At 64.3% G+C, this 25,046-nt stretch carries 22 protein-coding genes; 17 read left to right on the top strand and 5 right to left on the bottom strand.

Features of this window, described 5'->3' with window-relative positions:
* Positions 1–5: 5 nt before the first annotated feature.
* The 17 genes from PC358_RS06690 (at position 6) to ureG (ending at position 19,002) form a co-directional block, all read left to right on the top strand.
* Positions 6–971 (top strand): LysR family transcriptional regulator, encoded by a 966-nt coding sequence (locus PC358_RS06690; protein WP_033698384.1) that lies wholly within the window; start codon positions 6–8, stop codon positions 969–971.
* Between the two features lie 164 nt (positions 972–1,135).
* Positions 1,136–2,677, top strand: a complete 1,542-nt coding sequence (locus tag PC358_RS06685) for a UxaA family hydrolase (RefSeq protein ID WP_033698382.1) — start codon at positions 1,136–1,138, stop codon at positions 2,675–2,677.
* 35 nt (positions 2,678–2,712) lie between these two features.
* Complete coding sequence (locus tag PC358_RS06680) at positions 2,713–4,293, top strand: aldehyde dehydrogenase (NADP(+)) (protein WP_033698381.1); 1,581 nt, start codon at positions 2,713–2,715, stop codon at positions 4,291–4,293.
* Between the two features lie 16 nt (positions 4,294–4,309).
* Positions 4,310–5,380: an Ldh family oxidoreductase gene (locus PC358_RS06675; protein WP_033698379.1), complete on the top strand. Its 1,071-nt coding sequence runs from the start codon at positions 4,310–4,312 to the stop codon at positions 5,378–5,380.
* A 26-nt stretch (positions 5,381–5,406) separates the two neighbouring features.
* Positions 5,407–6,624, top strand: a complete 1,218-nt coding sequence (locus PC358_RS06670; RefSeq protein ID WP_033700101.1) for a fumarylacetoacetate hydrolase family protein — start codon at positions 5,407–5,409, stop codon at positions 6,622–6,624.
* A gap of 99 nt (positions 6,625–6,723) precedes the next feature.
* A complete protein-coding gene (locus PC358_RS06665) occupies positions 6,724–8,031 on the top strand; it encodes an MFS transporter (protein WP_050506068.1) in 1,308 nt (435 codons plus the stop codon).
* Positions 8,032–8,174: 143 nt separating this feature from the next.
* Entirely contained in the window at positions 8,175–9,824 is a 1,650-nt protein-coding gene (locus PC358_RS06660) for a VRR-NUC domain-containing protein (RefSeq protein WP_033698377.1), read from the top strand.
* Positions 9,821–12,082, top strand: coding sequence for an ATP-dependent DNA helicase (locus PC358_RS06655; protein WP_033698375.1), 2,262 nt, complete (start codon positions 9,821–9,823; stop codon positions 12,080–12,082). Before PC358_RS06660 ends, PC358_RS06655 begins: the two co-directional genes overlap by 4 nt.
* Positions 12,083–12,280: 198 nt before the next feature.
* The gene (locus PC358_RS06650; RefSeq protein WP_033698373.1) at positions 12,281–13,195 is read left to right on the top strand and encodes a site-specific integrase; all 915 of its coding nucleotides are present in this window, start codon (positions 12,281–12,283) and stop codon (positions 13,193–13,195) included.
* 242 nt (positions 13,196–13,437) lie between these two features.
* Positions 13,438–14,271 (top strand): urease accessory protein UreD, encoded by an 834-nt coding sequence (locus PC358_RS06645; RefSeq protein ID WP_033698371.1) that lies wholly within the window; start codon positions 13,438–13,440, stop codon positions 14,269–14,271.
* A 10-nt stretch (positions 14,272–14,281) separates the two neighbouring features.
* Complete coding sequence (locus tag PC358_RS06640; RefSeq protein WP_033698369.1) at positions 14,282–14,584, top strand: urease subunit gamma; 303 nt, start codon at positions 14,282–14,284, stop codon at positions 14,582–14,584.
* 19 nt (positions 14,585–14,603) lie between these two features.
* On the top strand, positions 14,604–14,921 hold the full coding sequence (locus PC358_RS06635; RefSeq protein WP_033698367.1) for an urease subunit beta: 318 nt from the start codon (positions 14,604–14,606) through the stop codon (positions 14,919–14,921).
* On the top strand, positions 14,918–16,621 hold the full coding sequence (gene ureC / locus PC358_RS06630) for an urease subunit alpha (protein ID WP_033698365.1): 1,704 nt from the start codon (positions 14,918–14,920) through the stop codon (positions 16,619–16,621). Before PC358_RS06635 ends, ureC begins: the two co-directional genes overlap by 4 nt.
* Before the next feature lie 10 nt (positions 16,622–16,631).
* Positions 16,632–17,129: an urease accessory protein UreE gene (gene ureE, locus PC358_RS06625; RefSeq protein ID WP_033698363.1), complete on the top strand. Its 498-nt coding sequence runs from the start codon at positions 16,632–16,634 to the stop codon at positions 17,127–17,129.
* Positions 17,130–17,147: 18 nt separating this feature from the next.
* Complete coding sequence (locus PC358_RS06620) at positions 17,148–17,693, top strand: HupE/UreJ family protein (protein ID WP_033698361.1); 546 nt, start codon at positions 17,148–17,150, stop codon at positions 17,691–17,693.
* The gene (locus PC358_RS06615; RefSeq protein WP_033698359.1) at positions 17,693–18,367 is read left to right on the top strand and encodes an urease accessory protein UreF; all 675 of its coding nucleotides are present in this window, start codon (positions 17,693–17,695) and stop codon (positions 18,365–18,367) included. Before PC358_RS06620 ends, PC358_RS06615 begins: the two co-directional genes overlap by 1 nt.
* Positions 18,368–18,378: 11 nt before the next feature.
* Positions 18,379–19,002 (top strand): urease accessory protein UreG, encoded by a 624-nt coding sequence (gene ureG, locus PC358_RS06610; RefSeq protein ID WP_033698357.1) that lies wholly within the window; start codon positions 18,379–18,381, stop codon positions 19,000–19,002.
* A gap of 32 nt (positions 19,003–19,034) precedes the next feature.
* Here ureG and PC358_RS06605 read toward each other — a convergent pair whose 3' ends face one another.
* The 5 genes from PC358_RS06605 to PC358_RS06585 all read right to left on the bottom strand — a co-directional run bounded on the left by PC358_RS06605 (position 19,035) and on the right by PC358_RS06585 (position 25,010).
* Complete coding sequence (locus PC358_RS06605; protein WP_033698355.1) at positions 19,035–19,763, bottom strand: DUF899 domain-containing protein; 729 nt, start codon at positions 19,761–19,763, stop codon at positions 19,035–19,037.
* A gap of 96 nt (positions 19,764–19,859) precedes the next feature.
* Complete coding sequence (locus PC358_RS06600; protein WP_033698354.1) at positions 19,860–22,061, bottom strand: LTA synthase family protein; 2,202 nt, start codon at positions 22,059–22,061, stop codon at positions 19,860–19,862.
* A 137-nt stretch (positions 22,062–22,198) separates the two neighbouring features.
* Positions 22,199–23,479 carry a coiled-coil domain-containing protein gene (locus tag PC358_RS06595; protein ID WP_033698353.1) on the bottom strand — a complete coding sequence of 427 codons (1,281 nt, stop codon included), beginning with the start codon at positions 23,477–23,479 and terminating at the stop codon, positions 22,199–22,201.
* Positions 23,480–23,525: 46 nt separating this feature from the next.
* Positions 23,526–24,284 carry a hypothetical protein gene (locus PC358_RS06590; protein ID WP_033698352.1) on the bottom strand — a complete coding sequence of 253 codons (759 nt, stop codon included), beginning with the start codon at positions 24,282–24,284 and terminating at the stop codon, positions 23,526–23,528.
* 45 nt (positions 24,285–24,329) lie between these two features.
* Positions 24,330–25,010: a C39 family peptidase gene (locus tag PC358_RS06585; RefSeq protein ID WP_033698351.1), complete on the bottom strand. Its 681-nt coding sequence runs from the start codon at positions 25,008–25,010 to the stop codon at positions 24,330–24,332.
* Between the last annotated feature and the right edge of the window lie 36 nt (positions 25,011–25,046).

The raw sequence follows: 25,046 nt of genomic DNA, 5'->3' as shown, positions 1-25,046 counted from the left end.
CTCTGATGCCGTCGGACATTACCCATTCCAGCTTCTGCAACTGGGTCCGCTTCAAGCACCTGGTGCTGATCGACACCCTGGCACGTACTCGCAACATGCACGCCACCGCCACCCGCATGAACCTCAGCCAACCTGCCCTGAGCAAGATGCTGCGGGACCTGGAAGAGCAGTTCGGCTTTGCTTTGTTCGAGCGCCTGCCACGCAGCATGCCGCCTACCGAGCTTGGCGAGTACGTGGTGCGCTACGCCCAGGGGGTGCTGGCCGACTCGCAGCAGTTCGTCGACCAGGTCAACCGGCTGCGCAAAGGCGGGCATGGGTTTATCCGGGTTGGCGGTATCTTCGCGGCTACCCCCGTGGTGCTGCCCCAGGCGATTGCCGCCATCAAGGCGCGCAGCCCGTTGCTGTCGATCGAGGTGGTGGAGCACTCCAGTGACCATCTGCTGGCCATGCTGGAGCAGAACAAGCTCGATATCATGATCGGCCGCTTCACCGAAGAGCGCTTCAGCCAGTTGTTCGATTATCAGCCCCTGGAGCCCGAGCCCTTCAGCCTGGTGGTCAACAGCCGCCACCCGCTCAATGCCCTTGCCAGCACCCCGTTGGAGGCCCTGGGTGACTGGCCATGGGTGCTGTACCCCGTGGGTACGCCGATCCGCAACCGCCTGGAGCAGGCGTTCAGGGTTGCCGGCATTGCCACGCCGGCGGACAGCGTCGAGACCATTTCGATGCCGATGTTCCTGCAGTTGCTGCAGTCCGGCCCGATGATCGCCATGCTGCCCAGGTCAATGGTCGCCGCGCAACTGAACAGCGGCCAGTTCAAGGAGTTGCAAAGCCCCTTGCACTTACCGGCACTGGAATACGGCATCGTCACCCGCAAGGACGAGCCGCTGACCCCGTCGGCCCGGGAGTTCGTCGACATTCTGCTCGACTTCGCGCAGCAACGGCGTGACGCGCCAGGGGTGCCAAGCGATTGATAAATGACCACTGACAGGCGGTATCGATAACCCAGGGTTATCGCGTGATCGGATCATCTCATTGGGAATGTTGCGCAAGGCTTCTTACAGTGGTCGCAGATTCGCCCGGCATCGAACGGGCGTCGCCATAACAAGAAGTCAGCAGCACCGCCCTGAGAGGTCCCATGCAACTGATTGCCCGATCCGGTGACCTTGCCGTCATCCGCCTCAACCCGCTGGACAACGTCCTTATCGCCCGCCAGGCCTTGCCTGAAGGCCTGCACCTGGACGCCGAGGCGATCACCGTGCGCCAGGCGATCCCCTCGGGGCACAAAGTGGCCACGCAGCGTGTGGAACAGGGCCAGCCCCTGCGCCGCTATGGCCAGATCATCGGTTTTGCGTCCCAGCCCATCGACGCTGGCGACCATGTACACGTCCACAACGTGCAGATGGGCGATTTCGCCCGTGACTACGCCTTTGGCGTCGATGCCCGCAGCACGCCGAGCCGCGAGGCGGTGTTCGAGGGCATCGTGCGTGCCGATGGGCGGGTGGCCACCCGCAACTACATTGGCATTCTCACCTCGGTGAACTGCTCGGCGACCGTGGCCCGGGCCGTGGCCGACCACTTTCGCCGCGACATTCACCCCGCAGCCTTGGCCGACTACCCCAATATCGATGGCGTGGTGGCATTGACCCACGGCGCCGGTTGCGCGGTCGACCCCTCTGGCGAGGCGCTGGGCTTGTTGCGTCGCACCCTGGCGGGTTACGCCGTACACGCCAATTTCGCTGCCGTGCTGATCATCGGCCTTGGCTGTGAAACCAACCAGATCGAAAGCCTGCTCGAAACCCAGGGGCTGACCACCAGCACCCAGTTGCGCGCCTTTACCATCCAAGGCATCGGTGGCACCTCGAAGACCATCGCCGCCGGCATCGAGCAGGTCAAGGGGCTGCTGGCCGAGGCCAACCAGGTGCAGCGCGAGCCGGTCAGTGCGCGCCACCTGATCGTTGGCCTGCAATGTGGTGGGTCCGATGGCTACTCGGGGATCACCGCCAACCCGGCGTTGGGCAATGCCGTTGACCGACTGGTGGCCGCCGGTGGTACGGCGATCCTTTCCGAAACACCTGAAATCTATGGCGCGGAGCACCTGCTGACCCGTCGCGCGGTCAGCCGTGAGGTGGGCGAGAAGCTGGTCGCCCGCATCCACTGGTGGGAAGACTACTGCCAGCGCATGAATGCCGAACTGAACAACAACCCTTCGGCCGGCAACAAGGCCGGTGGCCTCACCACCATCCTCGAGAAGTCGCTGGGCGCGGTGGCCAAGGCCGGTTCCAGTAACCTGGTCGATGTCTACCAGTACGCAGAAGCGGTGCGGGCCCAGGGCCTGGTGTTCATGGACACGCCGGGCTACGACCCGGTCTCGGCCACTGGCCAAGTCGCCGGCGGCGCCAACCTGATCGCCTTCACCACCGGCCGCGGCTCGGCCTACGGCTGCGCGCCGGCACCGTCCATCAAGCTGGCGACCAACAACCGGGTGTTCGAGCACCAGGAAGAAGACATGGACGTCAACTGCGGTGGCATCGCCGATGGCTCCACCAGCATCGAAGAGCGCGGCGCGTACATCTTCGAACAGATGCTGCGCATCGCGTCCGGCGCGCGCAGCAAAAGCGAACAGCACGGCTACGGGCAGAACGAGTTCGTGCCCTGGCAGATCGGCGCCGTGACCTGATCGACAGCCCATTCCTGATTTTTGAGGCAACCCCTATGCACGTTAGCGGATACAACTTCATTGCCGGCCAGCGCAGCGCTCAGGGCCAGACCCTGGTCTACAGCGTCGATGCCCACACCGGTGAACGCCTGCCGGTCGCTTTCCACCAGGCTACCCTGGCCGAGGTCGACAACGCCGTAAATGCTGCCTCTGCGGCCTTCCCGCTGTTTCGCAACCTGGCATCCGTGCGCCGCGCCGAGTTCCTGGAGGCCATTGCCGACGAGCTCGACGCCCTCGGTGAAGACTTCATCGCCTTGACCTGCCAGGAAACGGCCCTGCCAACGGCCCGTATCCTCGGCGAGCGCGGCCGTACCAGCGGGCAGATGCGCCTGTTCGCCCAGGTGCTGCGCCGGGGTGACTTCTATGGCGCCCGCATCGACCAGGCACTGCCTGCCCGTACGCCTCTGCCACGGCCTGATTTGCGCCAGTACCGCATTGGCGTAGGCCCGGTGGCGGTATTTGGGGCTAGCAACTTCCCCCTGGCGTTCTCCACGGCGGGGGGTGACACCGCAGCGGCCCTGGCGGCCGGTTGCCCGGTCGTTTTCAAGGCCCACAGCGGCCATATGGCCACCGCCGAGCGGGTCGCCGAGGCCGTGATCCGGGCCGCTGAACGCACCGGCATGCCGGCCGGTGTGTTCAACATGATCTTCGGTGGCGGCGTTGGCGAGGCATTGGTCAAGCACCCTGGCATCCAGGCAGTGGGCTTCACCGGTTCGCTCAAGGGCGGGCGTGCGCTGTGCGACATGGCGGCGGCAAGGCCACAGCCGATCCCGGTATTCGCCGAAATGTCGAGTATCAACCCGGTGCTGGTACTGCCTCAGGCCTTGGCCAACCGCGGCGCGCAACTGGCCAAGGAACTCACCGCTTCGGTGGTGCAGGGCTGTGGCCAGTTCTGCACCAACCCGGGCTTGGTCCTGGGCATTCGCTCACCGGCGTTCAATGCTTTCATCGAGCAATTGGCCGGGCACATGGCTGACCAAGCGCCACAGACCATGCTCAACGCCGGCACCTTGAACAGCTACGGCAAAGGCCTGCAGGCCTTGGCTGCCCACCCGGGGGTGAAGCGGTTGAGTGGCCTGGCGCAACAGGGTAATCAGGCCCAGCCGCACCTGTTCGAGGCCGATGTCAGCCTGCTGCTGGAGCAGGACGAGCTGCTTCAGGAAGAAGTGTTCGGCCCTTGCACGGTAGTGGTTCAGGTAGCCGACGACGCCGAGCTGCTGCGTGCGGTCGCAGCCTTGCGCGGGCAATTGACCGCCACGCTGCTGGCGGACGATGCGGACCTCGCGGGCTACGGCCATCTGCTCGGTGCGTTGGAAGAGAAAGTCGGTCGCGTTCTGCTCAACGGCTACCCCACCGGGGTCGAGGTGTGCGATGCGATGGTGCACGGTGGCCCGTATCCGGCCACTTCGGACGCCCGTGGCACCTCGGTCGGCACCCTGGCCATCGACCGCTTCCTGCGCCCGGTGTGCTACCAGAACGTGCCGGATGCCTTGCTGCCCGCCGCCTTGCAGAACGCCAACCCGCTGGGCATCCAGCGCCTGGTCGATGGCAAGCCAAGCCGCGCGGCCCTGAACTGATCGTGGAGTGCCAGGCATGACTCAAACCAGACGCTACGACGTGCAGGTAATCACTGCTTTCGTCGAGCAACTGTTCGAAAAGGCAGGTGCCGATGCCGAGGTCGCCCAAGTGGTGACCCAGGTGCTGCTCGAAGGCGAATTGCTGGGCCATCGCACCCATGGCCTGAACCTGGTCAGCCGCTATATCGGCGGTATGCTCAGCGGGCAGGTCAAGGCGCAAGCCCAGGTGCTGGAGCAGGTGTCGGACAGCGGGGTCTCCAGCCTGTTCGACGGCCATTACCTGCTCGGCCCGTACTGCGTCAGCCGCGCCCTCGACTGCGCGGCCACAGGGGCCAGTGCACAGGGCATCGGCATTGCTGTGGTGCGCCGGGCCGCGCACATCGGCTGCCTGGCAGCGTACCTGAAACCCTACACCGACCGTGGCCTGGTGGCCCTGGTGTATTCGTCGGACCCGTCGGTGGGGCTGGTCTGTGCCCATGGCGGGGTCGACCCGGTGTTCACGCCCAACCCGATTGCCGCCGGCATACCGACCCAGGGCGAGCCGATCCTGCTGGATGTGAGCATGTCCACCGTGACCCTGGGCCTGGTCGGCCAGTGCCGTGATGCCGGCAGCAAGCTGCCGCACCCGGTGCTGATGAGCAACGACGGCCAACTGAGCGATGACCCGCGCGACTTCTTCAGCCAGCCGCAGGGCAGCATCCTGCCGCTGGGCGGCCAGGCCTTTGGTCACAAGGGCTTTGCCTTGGCGATTCTGGTCGAGGCGCTGACCTCGGGGCTGGCCGGCCATGGCCGCAAGGACGCCCCGGACCAGTGGGGCGCGTCGGCCACCGCCGTGGTCATCGACCCGCGCTTTTTCGGCGGCCTGCAAGCATTCACCGACGAAACCAGCTTCCTCGGCCAATTGGTCCTCGCCAGCCGCCCGGTAGACCCCGAACGCCCGGTACGCCTGCCAGGCCAGGCCGGCCTGGCCTTGCGCCGACACGCGCTGGAGGAGGGGATGAACCTGTCGGCGCACGTGCTCGATGACCTCGACCAGTTGGCTGGGCAGTTGCAACTGGCGCCACTTTCACAGGCGCTGGCTCAATGAATGACAATGACAACAAGGGTACCCACATGACCGACCAATCGAATGCCACGCCCCCGCTGCAACTAAGCCACGACATCGCCGTGTTCGACAGCGGCACCTGGGTCGGCCGGGTCTGGCTGCCCGATCAGGGCCCCGCCGTGGTGCTGGTCAAGGCGGGCGCCGTGCACGATATCAGCGCCCATGTAGCGACCGTTTCGGCCTTGCTCGAAGTGGCCGACCCGGTTGCTTATCTGCGCGCGCTGCCGTTGCCCGAGGCGTTGATCGCTCTGCCGGCGTTGCTGCGCAACAGCGACCCCAGCCAGCGTGACGCACGTTTGCCCTGGCTGCTGGCGCCGATCGACCTGCAAGCGGTCAAGGCCGCCGGTGTGACCTTTGCCGCCAGCCTGCTGGAGCGGGTTGTGGAAGAGCAGGCCAAGGGCGACCCGGCCAAGGCCGATGCCATCCGCGACACCCTGGCCAGCCGCATCGGTGCGGACCTCTCGCAGATCATCCCGGGTTCTGCCCAGGCCGAAGCGCTGCGCAAGGTGCTGGTGGAGCAGGGCCTTTGGTCGCAATACCTGGAAGTGGGCATTGGCCCAGACGCCGAAGTGTTCACCAAGGCGCAGCCGCTGTCGGCGGTCGGGCATGGCGCCGACATCGGCATCCACCCCAATTCCAGCTGGAACAACCCGGAACCGGAAGTGGTGCTGGCGGTATCGAGCGACGGCAGCATCAAGGGCGCCATGCTGGGTAACGATGTCAACCTGCGCGACTTCGAGGGGCGCAGTGCCTTGCTGCTGTCCAAGGCCAAGGACAACAACGCCTCCACCGCGCTGGGGCCATTGCTGCGCCTGTTCGATGAAAGCTTTGGCCTGGACGATGTGCGTAACGCCGAAGTGGACTTGCGTGTCGAAGGCCAGGACGGCTTCATCCTTTCTGGCCGCAGCTCCATGCGCCAGATCAGCCGTGACCCGCAAGACCTGGTGCAGCAGACCCTCAACGAAAACCACCAGTACCCCGACGGGCTGGTGCTGTTTCTCGGTACTCTGTTCGCCCCCAAGCAGGACCGCGACCAGCCCGGCAACGGCTTCACCCACAAGCCAGGCGACCTGGTCGCCATCAGCAACGCGCAACTGGGTACCTTGTGCAACCGTGTGACCACCAGCGACCAGGCGCCGCAATGGGGCTTCGGCCTGCGCGCGCTGATCGACAGCCTGAGCCGGCGCGGCCTGCTCGAAGCAGCGGTGAAGGCACGCCAGCCTTGACGGCTGCCGTGCCCCAGGGATGAACGCAACAGGATAGATGGACCGCCAAGGCGCTGAAGGCGCTGCAACAATAATAATAAAGGCCACCCAATGAACCCTATGAAGAAGTATCAGCGCCTCACCGTCGTGTTCCTGCTGTTGATCGGCATCGTCAACTACCTGGACCGCAGCGCGCTGTCGATCGCCAACACCTCGATCCAGAAAGACATGATGATCAGCCCCTCGCAGATGGGCATTCTGTTGTCGGCGTTTTCCATCGCCTACGCCTTTGCCCAGTTGCCGATGGGCATGATCATCGACCGCCTGGGCAGCAAGATCGCCCTGGGCGCCTCGTTGCTGGCCTGGTCGGTGGCCCAGGCCACTTTCGGCATGGTCAACAGCTTTGCCGGCTTCATGGGCCTGCGTGTGTTACTGGGGATTGGCGAGGCGCCGATGTTCCCGTCGGCGGCCAAGGCCTTGTCCGAATGGTTCGATGCCAATGAACGCGGTACCCCGACTGGCATCGTCTGGTCCTCGACCTGCCTGGGCCCATGCCTGGCGCCGCCCTTGCTGACCCTGTTCATGGTCAATTTCGGCTGGCGTGGCATGTTCATCATTACCGGCCTGATCGGCGTGGTGCTGGCGCTGTGCTGGCTGACCTTCTACAAGAGCAAGGCGCAGTACCTGGCCGAGCTCGCCGCCGAAGGCAAACCGCTGCCGAACGCGCACAAGCAATCGCCAGCCACGGCCATCCCGCAGGCGGCGAAGCCTTCGTACTTCGCGGGCTGGCTCGACCTGTTCAAGCACCGCAGCACCTGGGGAGCGGTACTGGGCTTCATGGGCGTGATCTACATGCTCTGGCTGCACCTGACCTGGTTGCCCGGTTACTTCGAACGTGAGCACGGGCTGGACCTGTACAAGACTGCCTGGGTGGTGTCGCTGGCCTATGGTTTCGGCGCGGCGGGCACGATCGTAGCCGGGCGCTTCTGCGACCTGCTGGTCAAGCGGGGCATGAGCATCCTTGGCAGCCGCAAGTTCAGCGTCATCACCGGCCTGGTGCTGGCCGCGCTGTTCACCCTGCCGTTGTCCTACGTCAGCGGCCTGACCGGCTGCGTGATCCTGCTGTGCCTGGCGCTGTTCAGCATCAACATGGCCAGTGCCACCGCCTGGATGATCGTCAACACCATCGTCGACAGCCCGCGGGTGGCGTCATTCGGCTCGATCCAGAACTTCGGCGGCTACATTGCAGGCTCCGTGGCACCGATCGTCACCGGCTTCAGCATTCAGTACTCGGGCTCGTTCAACACGGCGTTCATGATCAGCGCGATCGTGGCGCTGTGCTCGGCGGTGGCCTACTTCCTGCTGCTGAAGGCGCCGATCGGCAGTGCCAAGGTCGAGTCGGGGACACTGGCAGGTGTGACCGAGTAATCGATCGGGCGCAGATCCCTGTGGGGCGGCCTTTCGCGACGCAAGCCCGCCCCCCATACAACAGAACGGACCTACGGCTATTGCCAGGTCCGTCGATCTGTATGTATAACCAGTATCCATTCTCCACTGCCCGACCTTGCCCCGTGATTGCCCATTCCGTCGACGACCCGTTCTATTACCTGCACAACTTTCGCCAGGTGCTGTCATGGGTCGAACAGCGCTATGACGACCTGCTCGACGAGCAGGAGCTGGCGTTCATCCAGGCCTTTGCCCAATTGGACAGCCGCGCCCAGGCCCTGATGGTGCGTATGGTCATGCGCAAGGGCGAGCTGTTTCGCAGTGACAAGCTTGTGTACGCCGAAGTCGGCGATACCGAGCAGGCCTTGCAGCCGCTGCAGGCCTTGGGATGGGTGCGGGAGCCTGCACAATTGGCGCTGGAACAGCTGTTCACCATGCTGCGCAAGGACGAGCTGGCGCAGTGCTTCGCCGGGCAGTTGAGCCGCCCACGGGCCGCCAAGCACGACCTGCTCGCACAGCTGCAACCCCTGGGGCTCGCGCCCCGGCCGTTGACGCAGTGGTTTGCCGACAGCGACGTGCGCATCTTCCAGTGGTGCCTGCAACCGTTGTGTGACCGCATGCGCCTGTTGTTCTTCGGCAACCTGTACCAGGACTGGTCGGACTTCGTACTCGCCGACCTTGGCTTGTTGCGCTACGAGCGCGTGCCTTTCAGCAGCGATTCGCGGGCCCTGCGCCATCGCGCCGAGGTCGACCTGGCCATGGCCTTGCACCAGTGCGCCGAGCGGCTGGAGCAAGGTGACGAGCCGCTGTCGATCCTCGGCGCGATGACAGGGCTGCACAGTGACAACCCCTGGTTGGCCCGGCGCCATGCCCGCCTGCTGTTCGCCCTGGGCCAGCAATGCGAACGCCAGGGTGACTGGGACCAAGCCATGGCCGTATATGGCCAGTGCAGCCATGCCCAGGCGCGTATCCGCCAGGTACGCGTGCTGGAGCGCAGCGAACAGTGGCCACAGGCACATGCGCTTGCCCTGCAACTGGCTGCGGCCCCGGCCAACGCGCTGGAGGTGCAGGCGCTCGAACGCATGCTGCCGCGCCTGGCGCGCAAGCTCGGCGGGCCGCCGCAACGGCGCCAGCGCGCAGCGCAACTGCAACTGATCGAACTGGAGCTGCCCCGCGAGCACGCCGCCTTGGGCGTCGAGGAGGCCGTGCGCCAACACTTGGCCGAGGCCGGAGGGCAGGTTCATTACGTGGAAAACACGTTGTTCAACAGCCTGTTCGGCCTGTTGTGCTGGGAAGCGATTTTCGCGCCGGTACCGGGCGCGTTCTTCAACCCGTTTCAGGCCGCCCCCCAGGACTTGCACGACAGCGACTTCCAGCAACGGCGCAGTGCCCAGTTCGAGCGCTGCCTGGGGCGGTTGGACGATGGCAGCCATCGCCAGGCTATTCTCGACTGCTATGCCGCCAAGCAAGGCCTGCAGTCGCCGTTCGTGTTCTGGCCCATGCTCAGCGAAACCTTGCTTGAACAGGCGCTGGCCTGCCTGCCGCCCGCCCATCTGAAGCAATGCTTCCTGCGGCTGTTGCAGGACATCCGCAACAACCGCGCCGGCATGCCCGACCTGATCCAGTTCTGGCCCGACCAGGGTGGTTATCGCATGGTCGAGGTCAAGGGGCCGGGCGACCGCCTGCAAGACAACCAGTTGCGCTGGCTGGAGTTCTGCCGTGCGCAGGGCCTGCCCGTTGCGGTGTGCCATGTGCGCTGGAGCGAGGCGGCGTGAGCTACAGCGTAGCCGTGCGCGCCTTGTGCGAGTTCAGTGCCAAGGTCGGCGACCTGGACCTGCGCTTTACCCCATCGCCCACCGCCCAGGAGGGCATGGAAGGGCATCGGCGGGTGGTGGCGCGGCGCGCCGCCGACTATGAGTCGGAAGTTGCCCTCGAAGGCCAGTTCGAAAGCCTCAGGGTGCGAGGCCGCGCCGACGGTTACGACCCCAACTGCAATCGCCTGGAAGAGATCAAGACCTACCGCGGCGACCTCGCGCGCCAGCCGGCCAACCATCGTCAGCTGCACTGGGCGCAGGCCAAGGTCTATGCCTGGCTGATGTGCCAGGCGCGGCAATTGCCGGAAATCGATGTGGCTTTGGTGTACCTGGACGTGGACAGTGACGGCCAGACGCTGATCAGCGAGCACCACAGTGCTGCCGAGCTGCAAGCCTTCTTCGAGACCCAGTGCCGGCGCTTTCTGCGCTGGGCCGAGCATCAGCAACAGCGCCTGGCCGAGCGCGACCGCGGTCTGCAGGCCCTGGGCTTCCCCTATGCACAGTTCCGCCAGGGCCAGCGCCAGTTGGCCGAGACCCTGTACAAGGCTGTGAGCACAGGCCGCTGCCTGATGGCGCAGGCCAGTACCGGCATCGGCAAGACGCTGGGTACCTTGTTCCCGTTGCTCAAGGCGATGGTGCCGCAGCAACTCGACAAAGTGTTCTTCCTCACCGCCAAGACACCGGGCCGGGCGCTGGCCCTCGATGCCATGCGCCAGATTACCGATGCCACACCGCAACCGGCCTTGCGTACCCTGGAGCTGATTGCCCGTGACAAGGCCTGCGAGCACCCCGACAAGGCCTGCCATGGCGAGTCCTGCCCCTTGGCGCAGGGTTTCTACGACCGCCTGCCCGCTGCCCGCGAGGCGGCGGCAGGGTTGCCCTTGCTGGACCGTGCCCAGCTGCGCGAAGTGGCCTTGGCGCATCAGGTATGTCCGTACTACTTAGGCCAGGAAATGGCCCGCTGGGTGGACCTGGTGGTGGCCGATTACAACTATTACTTCGATGCCCATGCCTTGCTGTTCAGCCTGGCCCAGGCCAACCAATGGCGGGTGGCGGTGCTGGTGGACGAAGCGCACAACCTGGTCGAGCGCGGTCGCGGCATGTACAGCGCCAGCCTGGATCAAGGCCAGTTGCTTGCCTTGCGCCAGAGCAAGCCACAAGGGTTGAGCAGTGCGCTGGACCGCCTCAACCGGCAGTGGAACGCGTTGTACAAAGAGCAGCGGGCGCCGTATCAGGCCAGCGAGCAGTTGCCGGATGCCTTCTTGCGTGCCTTGCAGCAATGCATCGGGCTGATTCAGGAGCGCTTGAATCAGGCACCTGCCGAGGTGGATGCGCAGGTGCTGCAGTTTTTCTACCTGGCGTTGCAATTCAGTCGGGTCGCTGAACTGTTCGACGAGCATTTCATCTTCGACATTACCGTGCGCGACAGCCTGCGCAAGCGGCGGCTGGCGACCCTGTGCCTGCGCAATATCACCCCGGCGCGGCTGTTGGCGCCTCGCATACAGGCGGCGCGCAGCGTAACGCTGTTTTCCGCCACGCTGAGCCCACGGCATTTCTACAGTGACCTGCTCGGCATGCCGGCCAACACGGCCTGGCTGGAAGTGGCGGCGCCGTTCCGCGCCGAGCAGCTCGAAGTGCGCATCGCCAGCCAGGTGTCGACCCGTTATCGTGAGCGCCACGCCTCGCTGGCACCGATTGTCGAACTGATCGCCGAGCAGTATCAGCGCAAGCCCGGCAACTACCTGGCGTTTTTCAGCAGCTTCGAATACTTGCAGCAAGTGGCCGCTTTGTTGGCTGAGCGTTACGGCCACATTCCCCACTGGGCCCAAGCGGCGGGCATGAACGAAGCGGCGCGTCAGGCATTTCTCGATCGTTTTGTGCTGGACGGCTGCGGCGTTGGCTTTGCGGTGCTGGGCGGAGCGTTTGGGGAAGGGGTGGATTTACCCGGCACGCGGTTGATCGGGGCGTTTGTCGCCACGCTCGGCCTGCCCCAGGTCAACCCCGTCAACGAACAGTTCAAGCAGCGCCTGGGGCGCCAGTTTGGCGCCGGTTTTGACTATGCCTATCTGTACCCAGGCGTGCGCAAGGTCATTCAGGCGGCGGGCAGGGTCATACGCGGGGATCAGGACCAAGGCGTGCTGGTGCTGATCGACGAACGCTTCGCCGAGGCGCGGGTGCAGCAGATGTTTCCCGGATGGTGGCAGACGGCTATTAACTAGTGTGGTGTTTCAGAAGTGCCAATGAAACACCACACTAGCCGGCAGTCCTTCTTTCATTCAGCGGCTGTCAATTGGGGTAAGATCACGCCCCCAACCTTCGCACATCTCCTTGAATATCAAGTTGATGGCCATGCACCGACTCGCTTAGCGCTGTGCCTGTCCCCGTACCGGTCCAAGCGTCGCTACAGGATTCACGTTGTGACCGATTTCTCGAAAAACCCCCTGCTGCAGTACATGGCCCGCCTGGCCCCCTCCAGCCAGCAAACCATGCGCTACATCCTTCAGGACGCCGCTGACCGGCTGGGCTTTGCCGACTGCAATATCGTCGATGTGCCGTGGCACCGGCTCGACCCTGGCCATGTGATCGCCCTGGTGGCTGCGTTGCGTGAAGATGGCTATGCCCCTAACAGTTCGTCGCTGTATGTGAATGCAATACGCGGGGTGATGAACGAGGCGTGGCGCCAGGGCCTGATCGACCACGAACAGTTGCTGAGGATTCGCGAGGTCAAGCCCGCCACCGGCAGCCGCCTGCCACCGGGGCGCAACCTGCGCCGCAGCTTGATCCGCGAGTTGATGGAGGTGTGCGCCGCCGATCCCCGGCCGCAAGGCGTGCGCGACGCGGCGATCATCGCCTTGCTGTATGGCACCGGTATGCGCAAGTCGGAGTCGGTGGACATCGACCTGAGCCAGGTAGACTTCGAAGCCCGCAGCCTGCAGGTGCTGGGCAAGGGCAACCGGCAGCTGATTAAGTACGCGCCACCTTGGGCGTTCGAAAAGCTGCAGGCGTGGCTGGACCTGCGCCGCGATGACTTGCCGGAGGGCGCATCCGACGACCCATTTCTGTTCAACCGCATTCGCCGCGGCAATCACATTACCCGCGCACGCATCACCAAGCATGCGATCTATTACATTGCCCGCCAGCGGGGTGCGCAGGTTGGCGTGAAGATCATGCCTCATGATTTTCGCCGTGCGTTCATCACCCGGGTGATCGAAGAGCACGACCTGTCGATTGCCCAGAAGCTCGCGCACCATGCCAATATCCAGACCACTGCCAGTTACGACCGCCGCGATGACAACGAACGCCGGCGGGCCGTAGACCGCTTCGACTACTGAAACCGCTGGCCCGGCACCGAAACAGGGCCTGCGCGCGCCCCCGCTTTGTGCGCCGTAGCCCCGTGTGCCCGATGCCAGAGCGGCTGCGCTGACGGTTTCATCTTGGTTCACCTGCGTAGTTGGCCCGCAACCTGCTATATCCAGCCTGAGAATTTGATCGAGTGGTCAGGCTGGCAGCGCTTCAGTGCCGCCTGCCTGACCCTCTAAACGGCCGTCAGGTCACGGATTTCAGGGGCCGCAGGATGTCGCTCGCGGAGCAGATCGAACAACAGCAAGACGATGCGGGCTGGAGCGCCTACCTGCAGTTGCGTTTTAGCCGACGCGACGATGTGACCCGCCTTGGTGCGCGGCGGCATTTCGGACCTCTTTTGGTGCAGCGGCCTTTCTATCCTGAGGGGGCGCCGTGCCATGTGTATGTGCTGCACCCGCCTGGTGGCATCGTCGCCGGCGACCGGCTGGAGTTGGATATCCACCTTGAGCCTGGCAGCCATGCGTTGCTGACCATGCCTGGCGCCAGCAAGTTCTACCGCAGCATCGGCCCGACCGCGCGCTTGGCCCAGCGCTTTCACCTGGGCGCCGACAGCACTCTGGAATGGTTGCCCCAGGACAGCATCTTCTTCGCCGGTGCCCGCGCCAGCCTCGACAGCCGTTTCACCCTGGCGCCGGGCGCCCGGTTGCTGGCCTGGGAAACCTTGTGCCTGGGCCGCCCGGTCATGAACGAACGCTTCGATCACGGCGCCCTCGACAGCCGCTTGCACATCGAAATGCCCGACGACCCCGGCCTGTACGAACGGCTGCGCATCGAAGGCGGGCAACTGGACAAGCTCGCCGGCCATCCGCTGCTGGCCACCTTCTGCGCCACCCCGGCCGACCCCGCACTGCTGGAGCACGTCCGGGCCTTGCTCGACGAACTGGACAACCCCGCTGGGGCGACCTTGCTTGGGTCGCTGCTGGTGATCCGCCTGCTCGACCACGACAACCAACACCTGCAACACACCTTGCAACGCCTGTGGCATGTACTGCGCCCGGCCGTTATCGGCCTGCCTGCTTGCCCGCCGCGTATCTGGGCTACCTGAGAGAAGCGCCATGGAGCTGACCCCGAGAGAGAAAGACAAACTGCTGCTGTTCACCGCCGCGCTGCTGGCGGAGCGGCGCCTGGCCCGCGGCCTGAAACTCAACTACCCGGAAGCGGTGGCGCTGATCAGTGCCGCCGTGCTCGAAGGCGCCCGTGATGGCCGCACGGTGGCCGAGCTGATGAGCCTGGGCCGCGAAGTGCTGAACCGTGAGCAGGTCATGCCAGGCATCGCCGAAATGATCCACGACGTGCAGGTCGAGGCGACCTTCCCGGATGGCACCAAGCTGGTGACCGTGCATGACCCCATCGTCTGAACCCGGCCAGGAGCCCCGCATGATCCCAGGTGAAATCCAGGTCGCCGCCGGCGACATCGAACTCAACAACGGCCGCGCGACGGTGAGCGTCCGTGTGGCCAACCATGGCGACCGACCGGTGCAGGTCGGCTCGCACTATCACTTCTACGAAGTCAACGACGCACTGGTGTTCGAACGTGCGCCCACCCTAGGCTTTCGCCTGGACATCCCGGCCGGCACCGCCGTGCGCTTCGAACCGGGCCAGGCCCGCACCGTGCAACTGGTGGCCTATGCCGGCAAACGTGAGGTGTATGGCTTCCAGGGCAAGGTGATGGGCGCACTGGAGGGCAGGGTATGAGCCGTATTTCCCGTCGCGCCTATGCCGACATGTTCGGCCCTACCGTCGGCGACCGCGTGCGCCTGGCCGATACCGCGCTGTGGGTCGAGGTCGAGAAAGACTTCACGGTGTATGGCGAAGAGGTCAAGTTTGGCGGTGGCAAGGTCATCCGTGACGGCATGGGGCAGGGCCAGATGCTGGCGGCTGAGGCCATGGACCTGGTGCTGACCAACGCGTTGATCATCGACCACTGGGGGATCGTCAAGGCCGACATCGGCGTCAAGCACGGGCGCATTGCCGCGATTGGCAAGGCCGGCAACCCCGATGTGCAACCGGGTGTCACTGTACCGGTTGGCCCGGGTACCGAAGTGATTGCTGCTGAAGGCAAGATCGTCACGGCCGGCGGTATCGATTCGCACATCCATTTCATCTGCCCGCAGCAGGTGGAGGAGGCACTCACCAGCGGCGTAACCACCTTCATTGGCGGCGGCACGGGGCCGGCCACCGGCACCAATGCCACCACCTGTACGCCCGGGCCGTGGTACCTGGCGCGCATGCTCCAGGCGGCCGACAGCCTGCCGATCAACATCGGCTTGTTGGGCAAAGGCAATGCGTCGCGCCCCGAGGCGTTGCGCGAGCAGATCGCCGCCGGTGCCGTGGGCCTGAAGCTGCACGAGGACTGGGGCTCGACCCCGGCGGCCATCGACTGTTGCCTGGGCGTGGCCGAGGAGATGGACATCCAGGTGGCGATCCACACCGACACCCTCAACGAGTCCGGTTGCATCGAAGACACCCTGGCGGCCATCGGTGACCGCACCATCCATACCTTCCACACCGAGGGCGCTGGCGGCGGCCATGCGCCGGACATCATCCGCGCTGCAGGGCAGGCCAACGTGCTGCCGTCCTCTACCAACCCGACCTTGCCGTACACCATCAACACGGTCGACGAACACCTGGACATGCTCATGGTCTGCCACCACCTGGACCCGAGCATCGCCGAGGATGTGGCGTTCGCCGAGTCGCGCATCCGCCGCGAAACCATCGCTGCCGAAGACATCCTCCACGACATGGGCGCCTTCGCCATGACCTCGTCCGACTCGCAGGCCATGGGCCGGGTCGGCGAGGTGGTGCTGCGTACCTGGCAGGTAGCCCACCAGATGAAACTGCGCCGTGGGCCACTGGCCCCCGACAGCAGCTACAGCGACAACTTCCGGGTCAAGCGCTACATCGCCAAATACACCCTCAACCCGGCGCTGACCCACGGCATTGCCCATGAGGTGGGCTCGGTGGAGGTGGGCAAGCTGGCCGACCTGGTGCTGTGGGCGCCGGCCTTTTTCGCGGTCAAGCCCGCGTTGGTGATCAAGGGCGGGATGATCGTCACCGCGCCCATGGGCGATATCAATGGCTCGATCCCTACGCCGCAGCCGGTGCATTACCGGCCGATGTTCGGCGCGCTGGGGGCGGCGCGCCATGCCACGCGCATGACGTTTTTGCCCCAGACCGCCATGGACCGCGGCCTGGCCCAGGCGCTGAACCTGCGCAGCCTGATTGGCGTGGCCCATGGCTGCAGGCGCGTGCGCAAGGCCGACATGGTCCACAACACCTTGCAGCCGGTCATCGAAGTCGATGCGCAAACCTACCAGGTGCGTGCCGATGGCGAACTGCTGGTCTGCGAACCGGCCCGCGAACTGCCGCTGGCCCAGCGTTACTTTCTGTTCTGAAGGAGCACAGATGATAGTCCTTAATCGCCGGATCACCGCGCTTGGCGCGCTTCCCGAAACCGTTACCGGCACCGTCACCCTGGATGTGGACAGCCGCATCAAGAGCCGTTTGCGGGTGACCCTGGACGATGGCCGCGACGCCGGGCTGATGCTCGCGCGCGGTCACTTGCTGCGCGGCGGTGAACTGTTGGCCGATGCCGACGGTGGCCAGGTTATCCGGGTGCTGGCCGCGCCCGAGACGGTCTCGACGGTGCGTTGCGCCGACCCGCACTTGCTTGCGCGCGCGGCCTACCACCTGGGCAATCGCCATGTACCGCTGCAGATCGAGCCCGGCCTGTTGCGCTACCAGCACGACTATGTGCTCGACGACATGCTGCGTGGCCTGGGCCTGACGGTGGTCACCGAGCAGGCGCCGTTCGAGCCCGAGGCCGGCGCCTACCAGAGCGCACCGCATAGCCACAGCCATGGCCACGATCACCCGTTCGTGCGCCTGCCTGCCCATTCCTGAACTGCCCTGGAGCAACCGATGAAAAAGACTTTCGCCCTGTTTCTGCTGATGCTGGCCCTGCCGGCCTTCGCCCACCCGGGCCACGACAACAACCCCTTGCAGGATGGCCTGTTGCACCCGCTGACCGGCCTCGATCACCTGCTGATGCTGCTGGGCACCGGCGTGCTCGCCGCGCTGACCCGACGCAACCTGGCGTTGCCTTTGGCAACCCTGGCGGCGATGTTCGCGGGTGCGGTGTGCGGCCATCTGTTTGGCGATGTGCTGGGCATGGAGGCAATGATCAGCGTGTCGTTGCTGGTGGCTGCAGGCGCCCTGTTGCTGCCCAGCCGCCAGCTGTTGCTGGCGCTGGCCATGCCGGTGTTCGCCTTGTTCCACGGTTGGGCGCATGGCGTAGAGGCCACGCCCAGCGCGTTCTGGCAGTTCAGTGCGGGCTTTGTGGCGGTCAGTGGCCTGCTGCTGGCGGCCGGGTTCGCGGTCGGTTGCCTGTTGCGCCGCCACAGCGGCCTGCAAAAAGCCTTTGGTGGTGGCCTGCTGGCCGGCGCCGCACTGGTACTGGCCGGTTGATGGACGGCGAGCTGGCGCTGCTGCGCCTGCTGCAACTGGCCAGCCCAGGTTTGCCAGTGGGTGGGTTCACCTACTCGCAAGGCCTTGAGTGGGCGGTCGAAGCGGGCTGGGTACGGGATATCGGCAGCTTCAGCGCCTGGCAACGCGAGCAACTGCACGACACCCTGGGCTGCATCGACTGGCCCGTGCTGGCGCGCCTGTATCAGGCCTGCCAGGGCGCAGATGCCGATGCGTTCAGCCACTGGAGCCGCTTTCTGCTGGCCAACCGCGAAACCGCCGAGCTGCGCCTGGAAGAACAGCAACGCGGTTCGGCGCTGGCGCGCCTGCTCGATGGCTGGCAACTGGGGCAGGCGCCGGCCTGGCGGGCCAGCCTTGAACTCACACAACTGGGCGGCATGGCCTGGCTTGGCGCGCACTGGTCGATCCCGCTGCGCCAGTTGGCGTTGGGCCTTGGTTTTGCCTGGCTGGAGGGCGCGGTCATGGCCGGGGTCAAGCTGGTGCCGTTCGGCCAGCAGGCGGCGCAAACCTTGCTCCGCGACCTTGGCCAAGCGCTGCCTGCTGTGCTCGACCATGCCCTGGCCCTGAGCGATGACCAGCTCGGTGGCGGCCTGCCATTGTTGGCAATCGCTTCATCGCGTCATGAAACCCAATACACCCGTTTGTTCCGCTCCTGAGGACTGCCTTCATGCAAAGCTATCAACAACCCCTGCGCGTCGGTGTCGGCGGCCCGGTCGGCTCTGGCAAGACCGCGCTGCTCGAAGCCCTGTGCAAGGCCATGCGCGATCATTACCAGATCGCCGTAGTGACCAACGATATCTACACCAAGGAAGACCAGCGCATCCTCACCGAAGCCGGCGCCCTTGAGCCCGAGCGCATTGTTGGCGTGGAAACCGGCGGTTGCCCGCACACGGCGATACGCGAAGATGCCTCGATGAACCTGGCGGCGGTGGAAGCCCTGGCACGCAAGTTCGGTAACCTTGAAGTGATCTTCGTGGAGAGCGGTGGCGACAACCTAAGTGCCACGTTCAGCCCGGAGCTGGCCGACCTGACCATCTACGTGATCGATGTTGCCGAGGGTGAAAAGATCCCGCGCAAGGGCGGGCCTGGCATTACCAAGTCCGACTTTCTGGTGATCAACAAGACCGACCTCGCGCCGTATGTCGGCGCTTCGCTGGAAGTGATGGAGCGCGATACCCAGCGCATGCGCCCGCAGCGGCCCTGGACCTTCAGCAACCTCAAGAAGGGTGAGGGCTTGCAGGCGGTGATCGATTTCATCATCGAACGCGGCATGCTTGGCGTGCGGGGCTGAAAATACAGGGGGCCGCTTTGCGGCCCCAACACTCAATCGTGACAGCAATGCGCCGTGCCAGGCTGCCCTTCATAGCGATCATGGTGCCGTACCCAGTCCATGGTCCCGGCTTCATTGCGCCCCAATGGCGCGATGTCGAGAAAGTTGTAGGTATTGACCAGAATGTCCAACCCACGGGCATAGGTCGAGTAGGTGTGGTATACGCTGCCGTCATCGTCCCGATAAAACGCGCTCAGCCCTGGCAGCTCGCTTTCACTGCCGGCGTAGGGCTCATAGTTGTACTGCCGAGGGCCTTCGCTGCCAACGCTGACCCCAAAGTCCTCGTTGAAGCCGCTGCCCGCTGACGAATACCAGGGAAACTGCCAGCCCATGCGTTGGCGGAAGGATTGGAATTCAGCGTAGGGTGCCCGCGACACGGCCACCAGTGACACGTCGTGATGCGCCAGGTGCAGGTTGGCGCCGTCAAAATGGTCGGCCAGGAACGAGCAGCCTGGGCAACCTTCATCCCAACCCTCGACAAACATGAAGTGATAGAGCAGCAGTTGGCTGCGGCCAGCGAACAGCTGAGTCAGGCTCAGCTCGCCCGCGGGGCCTTGGAAGCGATAGGGTTGTTCGACCTTGACCCAGGGCAGGGCGCGACGGGCTGCGGCCAACGCGTCGCGATGATGGGTGAAGGCTTTTTCGTGCAGCCACAGTTGCCGGCGTGCGGCCAGCCACTGGCTGCGGGATACCACCTCATGCCTGTTTTCATGCGTGCTCATGGCGCTGACTCCGCGAAAGGGTTTCAGCACTAGTCGAGCAGCGCTCGGCCGGATCGACAGGCAGCGATGGCCGAGCGATGAACGGTGGGCTTGCCGTCAGCCCGAATGCGCGATATGCCCTTCGGCCAGTTCGTCCTGCACGTTGTCTTCCCCGGGCAATGCGGTAATCACGCTGAAGTCACTGACCTCGACCGCACCGCCGCCGTAGCCCAGCAAATGGAAGGAAAACGCCTTGCGCTCGGTCGGATTGTCGAAGCCGAACTCCATTTCCAGCGGCTGGTCCGCCGTCACCCGAATCTCTTCGGGCAGCCCCAATGGCACGTCCTGTTCCAGTTGCTTGGCCTTGAGCTTGATGTAGGCCGCACGTCGCGGGTCCAGTGAACGTACCTTGACCCGTACACGGGTATGCGAGCCCTCGGGCATCTCCAGGTACTGGGCACCGATCAGGTTGTCGGCCCAGTCATCGTGAATGCGCTTGCGCAGCTGGATCGGCGAAGGGCCGCCAAACTGGTAGCGCAGGTTGAGCGGCGTTTGCAGCAGCGACTGGTCGAGTACCCCGGCCAGGCTTACGATTTGCTGGCCGAGCATGTTGTCACCAGGGCCGAGGTAGCGCGCCTGGTCGGCGATGAAGCCTTCACTGGCATAGCGCCGGCAACGCTGCTGGAAGTCGCACTCGGTGAACACCCCCTGGCCGTTGTGGTAGCGCAGCATGCCGTTGGTGTAGGAGATCATTTCGCGGCCCGAGTCGTAGTCGCGGTACAGCGAGCGCCCGCCCAGCGCGACCGGGATCGGCAAGGCGAAGTAGTCGAGCAGGGAGGTGGTCAGGTCGATATGGCCATAGGTGCCACGCTTGATGTGCGGCAGTTGCGCCTGCTCCGGTGCCAGGGTGAGGTTGAAGCCCCAGGACGACGCCAGGCGCACACCGTCGATGCCGTGGGACTCGTCGGAGGTCACCACCACCAAGGTGTCCTTGAGCACACCCTGGCGTTCGAGGTTGTCGAGAAACGCGCCGATCGCGTCGTCCAGGTAGGCGACCGCAGCCTGCTTGGGCGTGTCGTAGCGCTCAAGGTAGTCGGCCGGTGCCGAATAGGGCTGGTGGGTGCCGACGGTGAGCAAGGTCAGCATCCAGGGTTTGTCCTGTTTTCGAAGCTGGCCGACGTAGTCCAGGGCGCCTTCGAAGAAGGCACGGTCGTCTTTGCCCCACGGGAAGTCCAGGTAGTTCTTGTTACGGAACCATTCCAGGCCATGCACCGAGTCGAAGCCGATGTGCGGCATGATGCGGTCCTTGGCCATGAAGCGCAGGCCGGCACCCTGCAGGTAGTGGGTGGTGAACCCGGCCTGGCGCAATTGCGCCGGCAGGCAGGCCTGGTTACGTTCGTTCTGGGTCAGCAGTTCGACACCCTTGGGTGTACCGTTGGCCAGTTTGTCGTAGTCACCGCAGAGCATCGCGTAGAGGCCACGGATGGTCTGGTGGGTATGCAACACGTAGTCCGGGGTGTTCATGCCACGCTCGGCCCAGCGGCTGAGCTTTGGCATAAGGTCTTCGTTGAAACGGCTGTGCAGTGCCTGGCGGTTTGGGCGAATGTAGGCCCCGGGGATGCCTTCGACGGTGATCACCAGCAGGTTGCGGGCGCTGCCCGGCACCTTGAGCAGCTTCTGGCCGTGCAGGTCGGACTGGGTCAGGCCGCTGCTGGCCAACGGCGTGATCACCTGTTCGTGGCCCATCCAGCCCTGTACCTGGCGCTGCAGGTTACCGACGCCGGCAGACAGCAACTGATGGGAGAGGTTGTACTGCCGCCATTGGTCGGCGTCGGAGGGCAGCAGGTGCTGGCTGCCCCAGTGCGCACCAAACAGCAGCAGCGGGACTGCCCAGGCCTTGCGCGGCAGGGCAGGGGCAGGTTGGCTGCGGCTGCCCCAGACACTGAGCAGCCAGGCCAGCAGGCCGACCGCCAACACGCCCGGCAACCAGCCGTGGGCGAGGCCGCCGCCGGTGGAATTCTCCATGAATTGTGGGTCGGCGAGGTAACCGAGGTCGGCGCTGGTGGGCAACCTGCCCACCGCGCTTACCAGCTCGGCCGAAGCCACCCAGAGTGCGGCCCAGGCCAGCAACACCGGTAAGGCCAGCCACCACGGCCGGCGGTGCAGCAGCAAGACCAGCAGGCTGCCGAGGGCGAGGTCGGACAGATAGCCGAGCGGGTTGGACCAACCCAGCATGGCGCGCGTACCCAGTGGGATCACCAGCACCAGGCCCGTCAAAGCGACAAGCCGGGTGCGTGGGTGGTCGAACAGGTTCTTCACAGAAAACTTCCCTTTAGCCATTAAATCGTCATACATCTGTGCTGAATGATAACAGGCTGGGCCAGGGAAGGCGGGCCACTACAAGGCTGGTAACCAAAAGCGGGCGCGCTTGCGCAGGCCCGGCTGGTGGGTTCAGGTCAGAAGTAGTAGGGGAATTTGAGGCTGAAGGAGAAGTCTGGGGCATCGTCGGTCAGGCCAATGGATAGGTTGGGGACGATGGTCAGGTTGTCACTGGCAGCAAAGGTCATGCCGATGTTGAAGTTGGCCGCGTTGTAGTCACTGTTGCTGATCGACTGCCAGTCGCCGCCATCTGGCTTGATCTTGCTCTTGCGGGCAAACTGGTCGGAGAAGGAGAACGACATGCTCATCTTCTCGTTCAAGGCAAAGGCGATACCGGCGCCGATCTGCCAGGAGTCACCGAGCTTCACGTCACCCGGCACCTTGCTGTTGACCTGGGGGCTGATGTCGCTGAACGAGTCCTCCATGTTGTAGGTGTAGGACAGGCTGCCGAAAAGTACGGCGGGGTCGAAGGTCTTGACCAGCGAGATGCCCGGCGTGATCGCCCAGACGCCGTTGCCTGTGGGCAGGCTTTCCGGTACCGACAAGTTGTCGTTGCCTGGCACCTCGCGCAGCTTGATGCCGTAGGGGTCCTTGCCGGTTGGCGCCTTGATCCGCAGTGTCGCCACCGCATCGGGCCAGTTTTCTGATTCGTCCATGAATTTGTAGGCAACGCCCACGTTGATATCGCCGATTTCCGGGTCACGGGTGACGGTTTCGTCGCTGGTAACCGGGGCCGCACCGCCTGCACCGCCTGATGAGTAGGTCGATTCGCGGTAGACCACCGGGACGTTGATGTCGAACTGCCAACGCTGCGCCAGGTTATAGCGGGCGGTCATGTCCAGGGTCCAGTTGTCGGCCTTGATACGGTCGAGGTTGATGTTGCCGAGGAAAATCGAATCCAGTGCCAGAAAGCCATTGAGCACCAGTGCGCGGGTATCGTAATGGGTGTAGGTAACGCCGGTTTCGAAGCTGAACTTGCCGCCACCGAAGAAGCCGCTGGCCTCGTCGTACAGGTTGGACACACTCTGTGCGGGCTCGGCGTCTTCCTTGAGTGATTGGCCGTAGGAGCTACCGGTGGTGCCCGGCGCCCCTGCAGCGACGGTCTGGCCACCTTTGACCGTTTCGGCCGGGGAGCGGGTCAGACGTTTGGGGGGCGGCGCCGCAGGCGCTTCCTCGACCTGGCGAACGCGCTGTTCAAGCACCATCAACGCTTGCTGCTGTGCTTCGTAGCGCTGTTTCAAAGCCATCAGTTCTTGTTTCAGCGCTTCGACCTGTGGGTCTGCTGCTGCATAAAGGGAGGTGGCCGGGGCCAAGGTAGCCAAACAGACAAAAGCTCTGAACGTTAACGATCGGTGCATGGATTTGCCGTCCCTTCCGACTACTTTTGATGAGACTGAGCGTAGATCAGTATCCGAGAGTGCGAAGACCTTTGAGCTGGTCGAGGCTACCGTTCAGTGAAGCGGCGGTGGGTACGTTCTCGCGCATGACGACATTGAGCGATGTGAGGTTGCTGACCTGGTTGCCGTTGCCGAGCAACGTCGAGTTCTGCATCAGGCCACCTTGGGCCAGGCGCTGCACGCTAGTGCCCTGGTTGTTGGCGGCATTGATGTTGAGTTGCACACCCACGCCGGTCGAGGAAACGCTCAATGCCCCTGCGCCGTTTTCGCCGACCAAGGTCGAGCCGGCGGCCAGGGCCTGGCCCTGTGGCTGCGCCACGGGCGCCTGGTTGGCCTTGGTGACGTTGATGTCGACGTTGTTGTAGGCGGTATTGTTGTCGCCCGCTGCGCGCACGACCTGGGTCACGCCTTCGGTAGTGTTGAGCCCGCCACCGCCGGTGACCGTGCCGGTGCCAGCGGCGCTGCTGGCGCTTTGCGAGTGCGCCGCGCCGGTGCCTTTTTCGTCAATCATCGACACGTAGAACTGCGGCTTGATGGTGTTTTGCTGCACTTGCAGGGTGGACGATGCGCCGATCACGTCGCCCTTGGCATTTTGCCAGGTGCTGGTCATGACAATACCAAAGCTGACGATCCGCCCCGGCATCACATAACGACCGCGCAGGTTGGCCAGTTCATGGTCCTTCAGCTCGATGGGTTTGAACGTCTCGGCATGGGTCGGCAGGCTGGCGGCCAGGCATGCCACGACTAGCCAGAGTGGAGTCTTCATTGATTGCTCCCGGAGCGTCATGCTCCCTTATCGTTAGAAGAGTCGTTAGAAGAAGTCGCTTTTGATGAAGCCGAAGTCCATCAGCTCTGCGTCCTGCACCGGGGCGAAATTGTTGACGCGGCCCTTGGCGGTCAGTGGCAGAGGCGGGTCGAGCAAGACATTGTTCTTGTCATAGCCCTGGCCGATCACGGCGAAGATGATGCCGTTCCAGCCTTTGACGAAATCGTCGACCTTGAAGCGCTTGTGGCCCAGTACCGGGTCGCCGATGTACACCCAACCCTTGTCGACCTTTTGCATGACCACGAAGTGCTTGTAGCCGCGGATGTCCATCAGGACCACGACCGGGATACGTATGCTGGTCAGGGTTTCGGGTGCCACCCGGTAACCGCGGGCGCGCATGCCCAGGCTTTCCACGTAGCGTTTCATGTCCAGCATCGAGAAGCCCTGGGTACGCACCAGGTCCTGGTCCGCGTGCGCCAGCATGCCTTCGATGATGTGTTGTTCGTCCACGTCCAGCCAGTAGGCCTGGCGCAAGATGGTCGCCAGCGCGGCTGCGCCACAACTGAAGTCGGTTTTCTGTTGCACCAGGTCGGCGAACTTGCGCTCGCGAATGCTCTGGATCGGCTTGAATACCACCGCGCCGCCCGGCAGCACGGACAGTGGCATTTGTGCAGCTTCGCTCACGCTGGCCAGGCACAGCAGCAACGCCAGGGCAATAATGCGCATGATCGGATGCCTTCTTGTTCTGTTGAAGAAAGGCCC

It is taken from the genome of Pseudomonas capeferrum (genome assembly GCF_000731675.1).
GTDB lineage: Bacteria > Pseudomonadota > Gammaproteobacteria > Pseudomonadales > Pseudomonadaceae > Aquipseudomonas > Aquipseudomonas capeferrum.
This window is presented reverse-complemented; position numbering and strand designations above follow the sequence as displayed.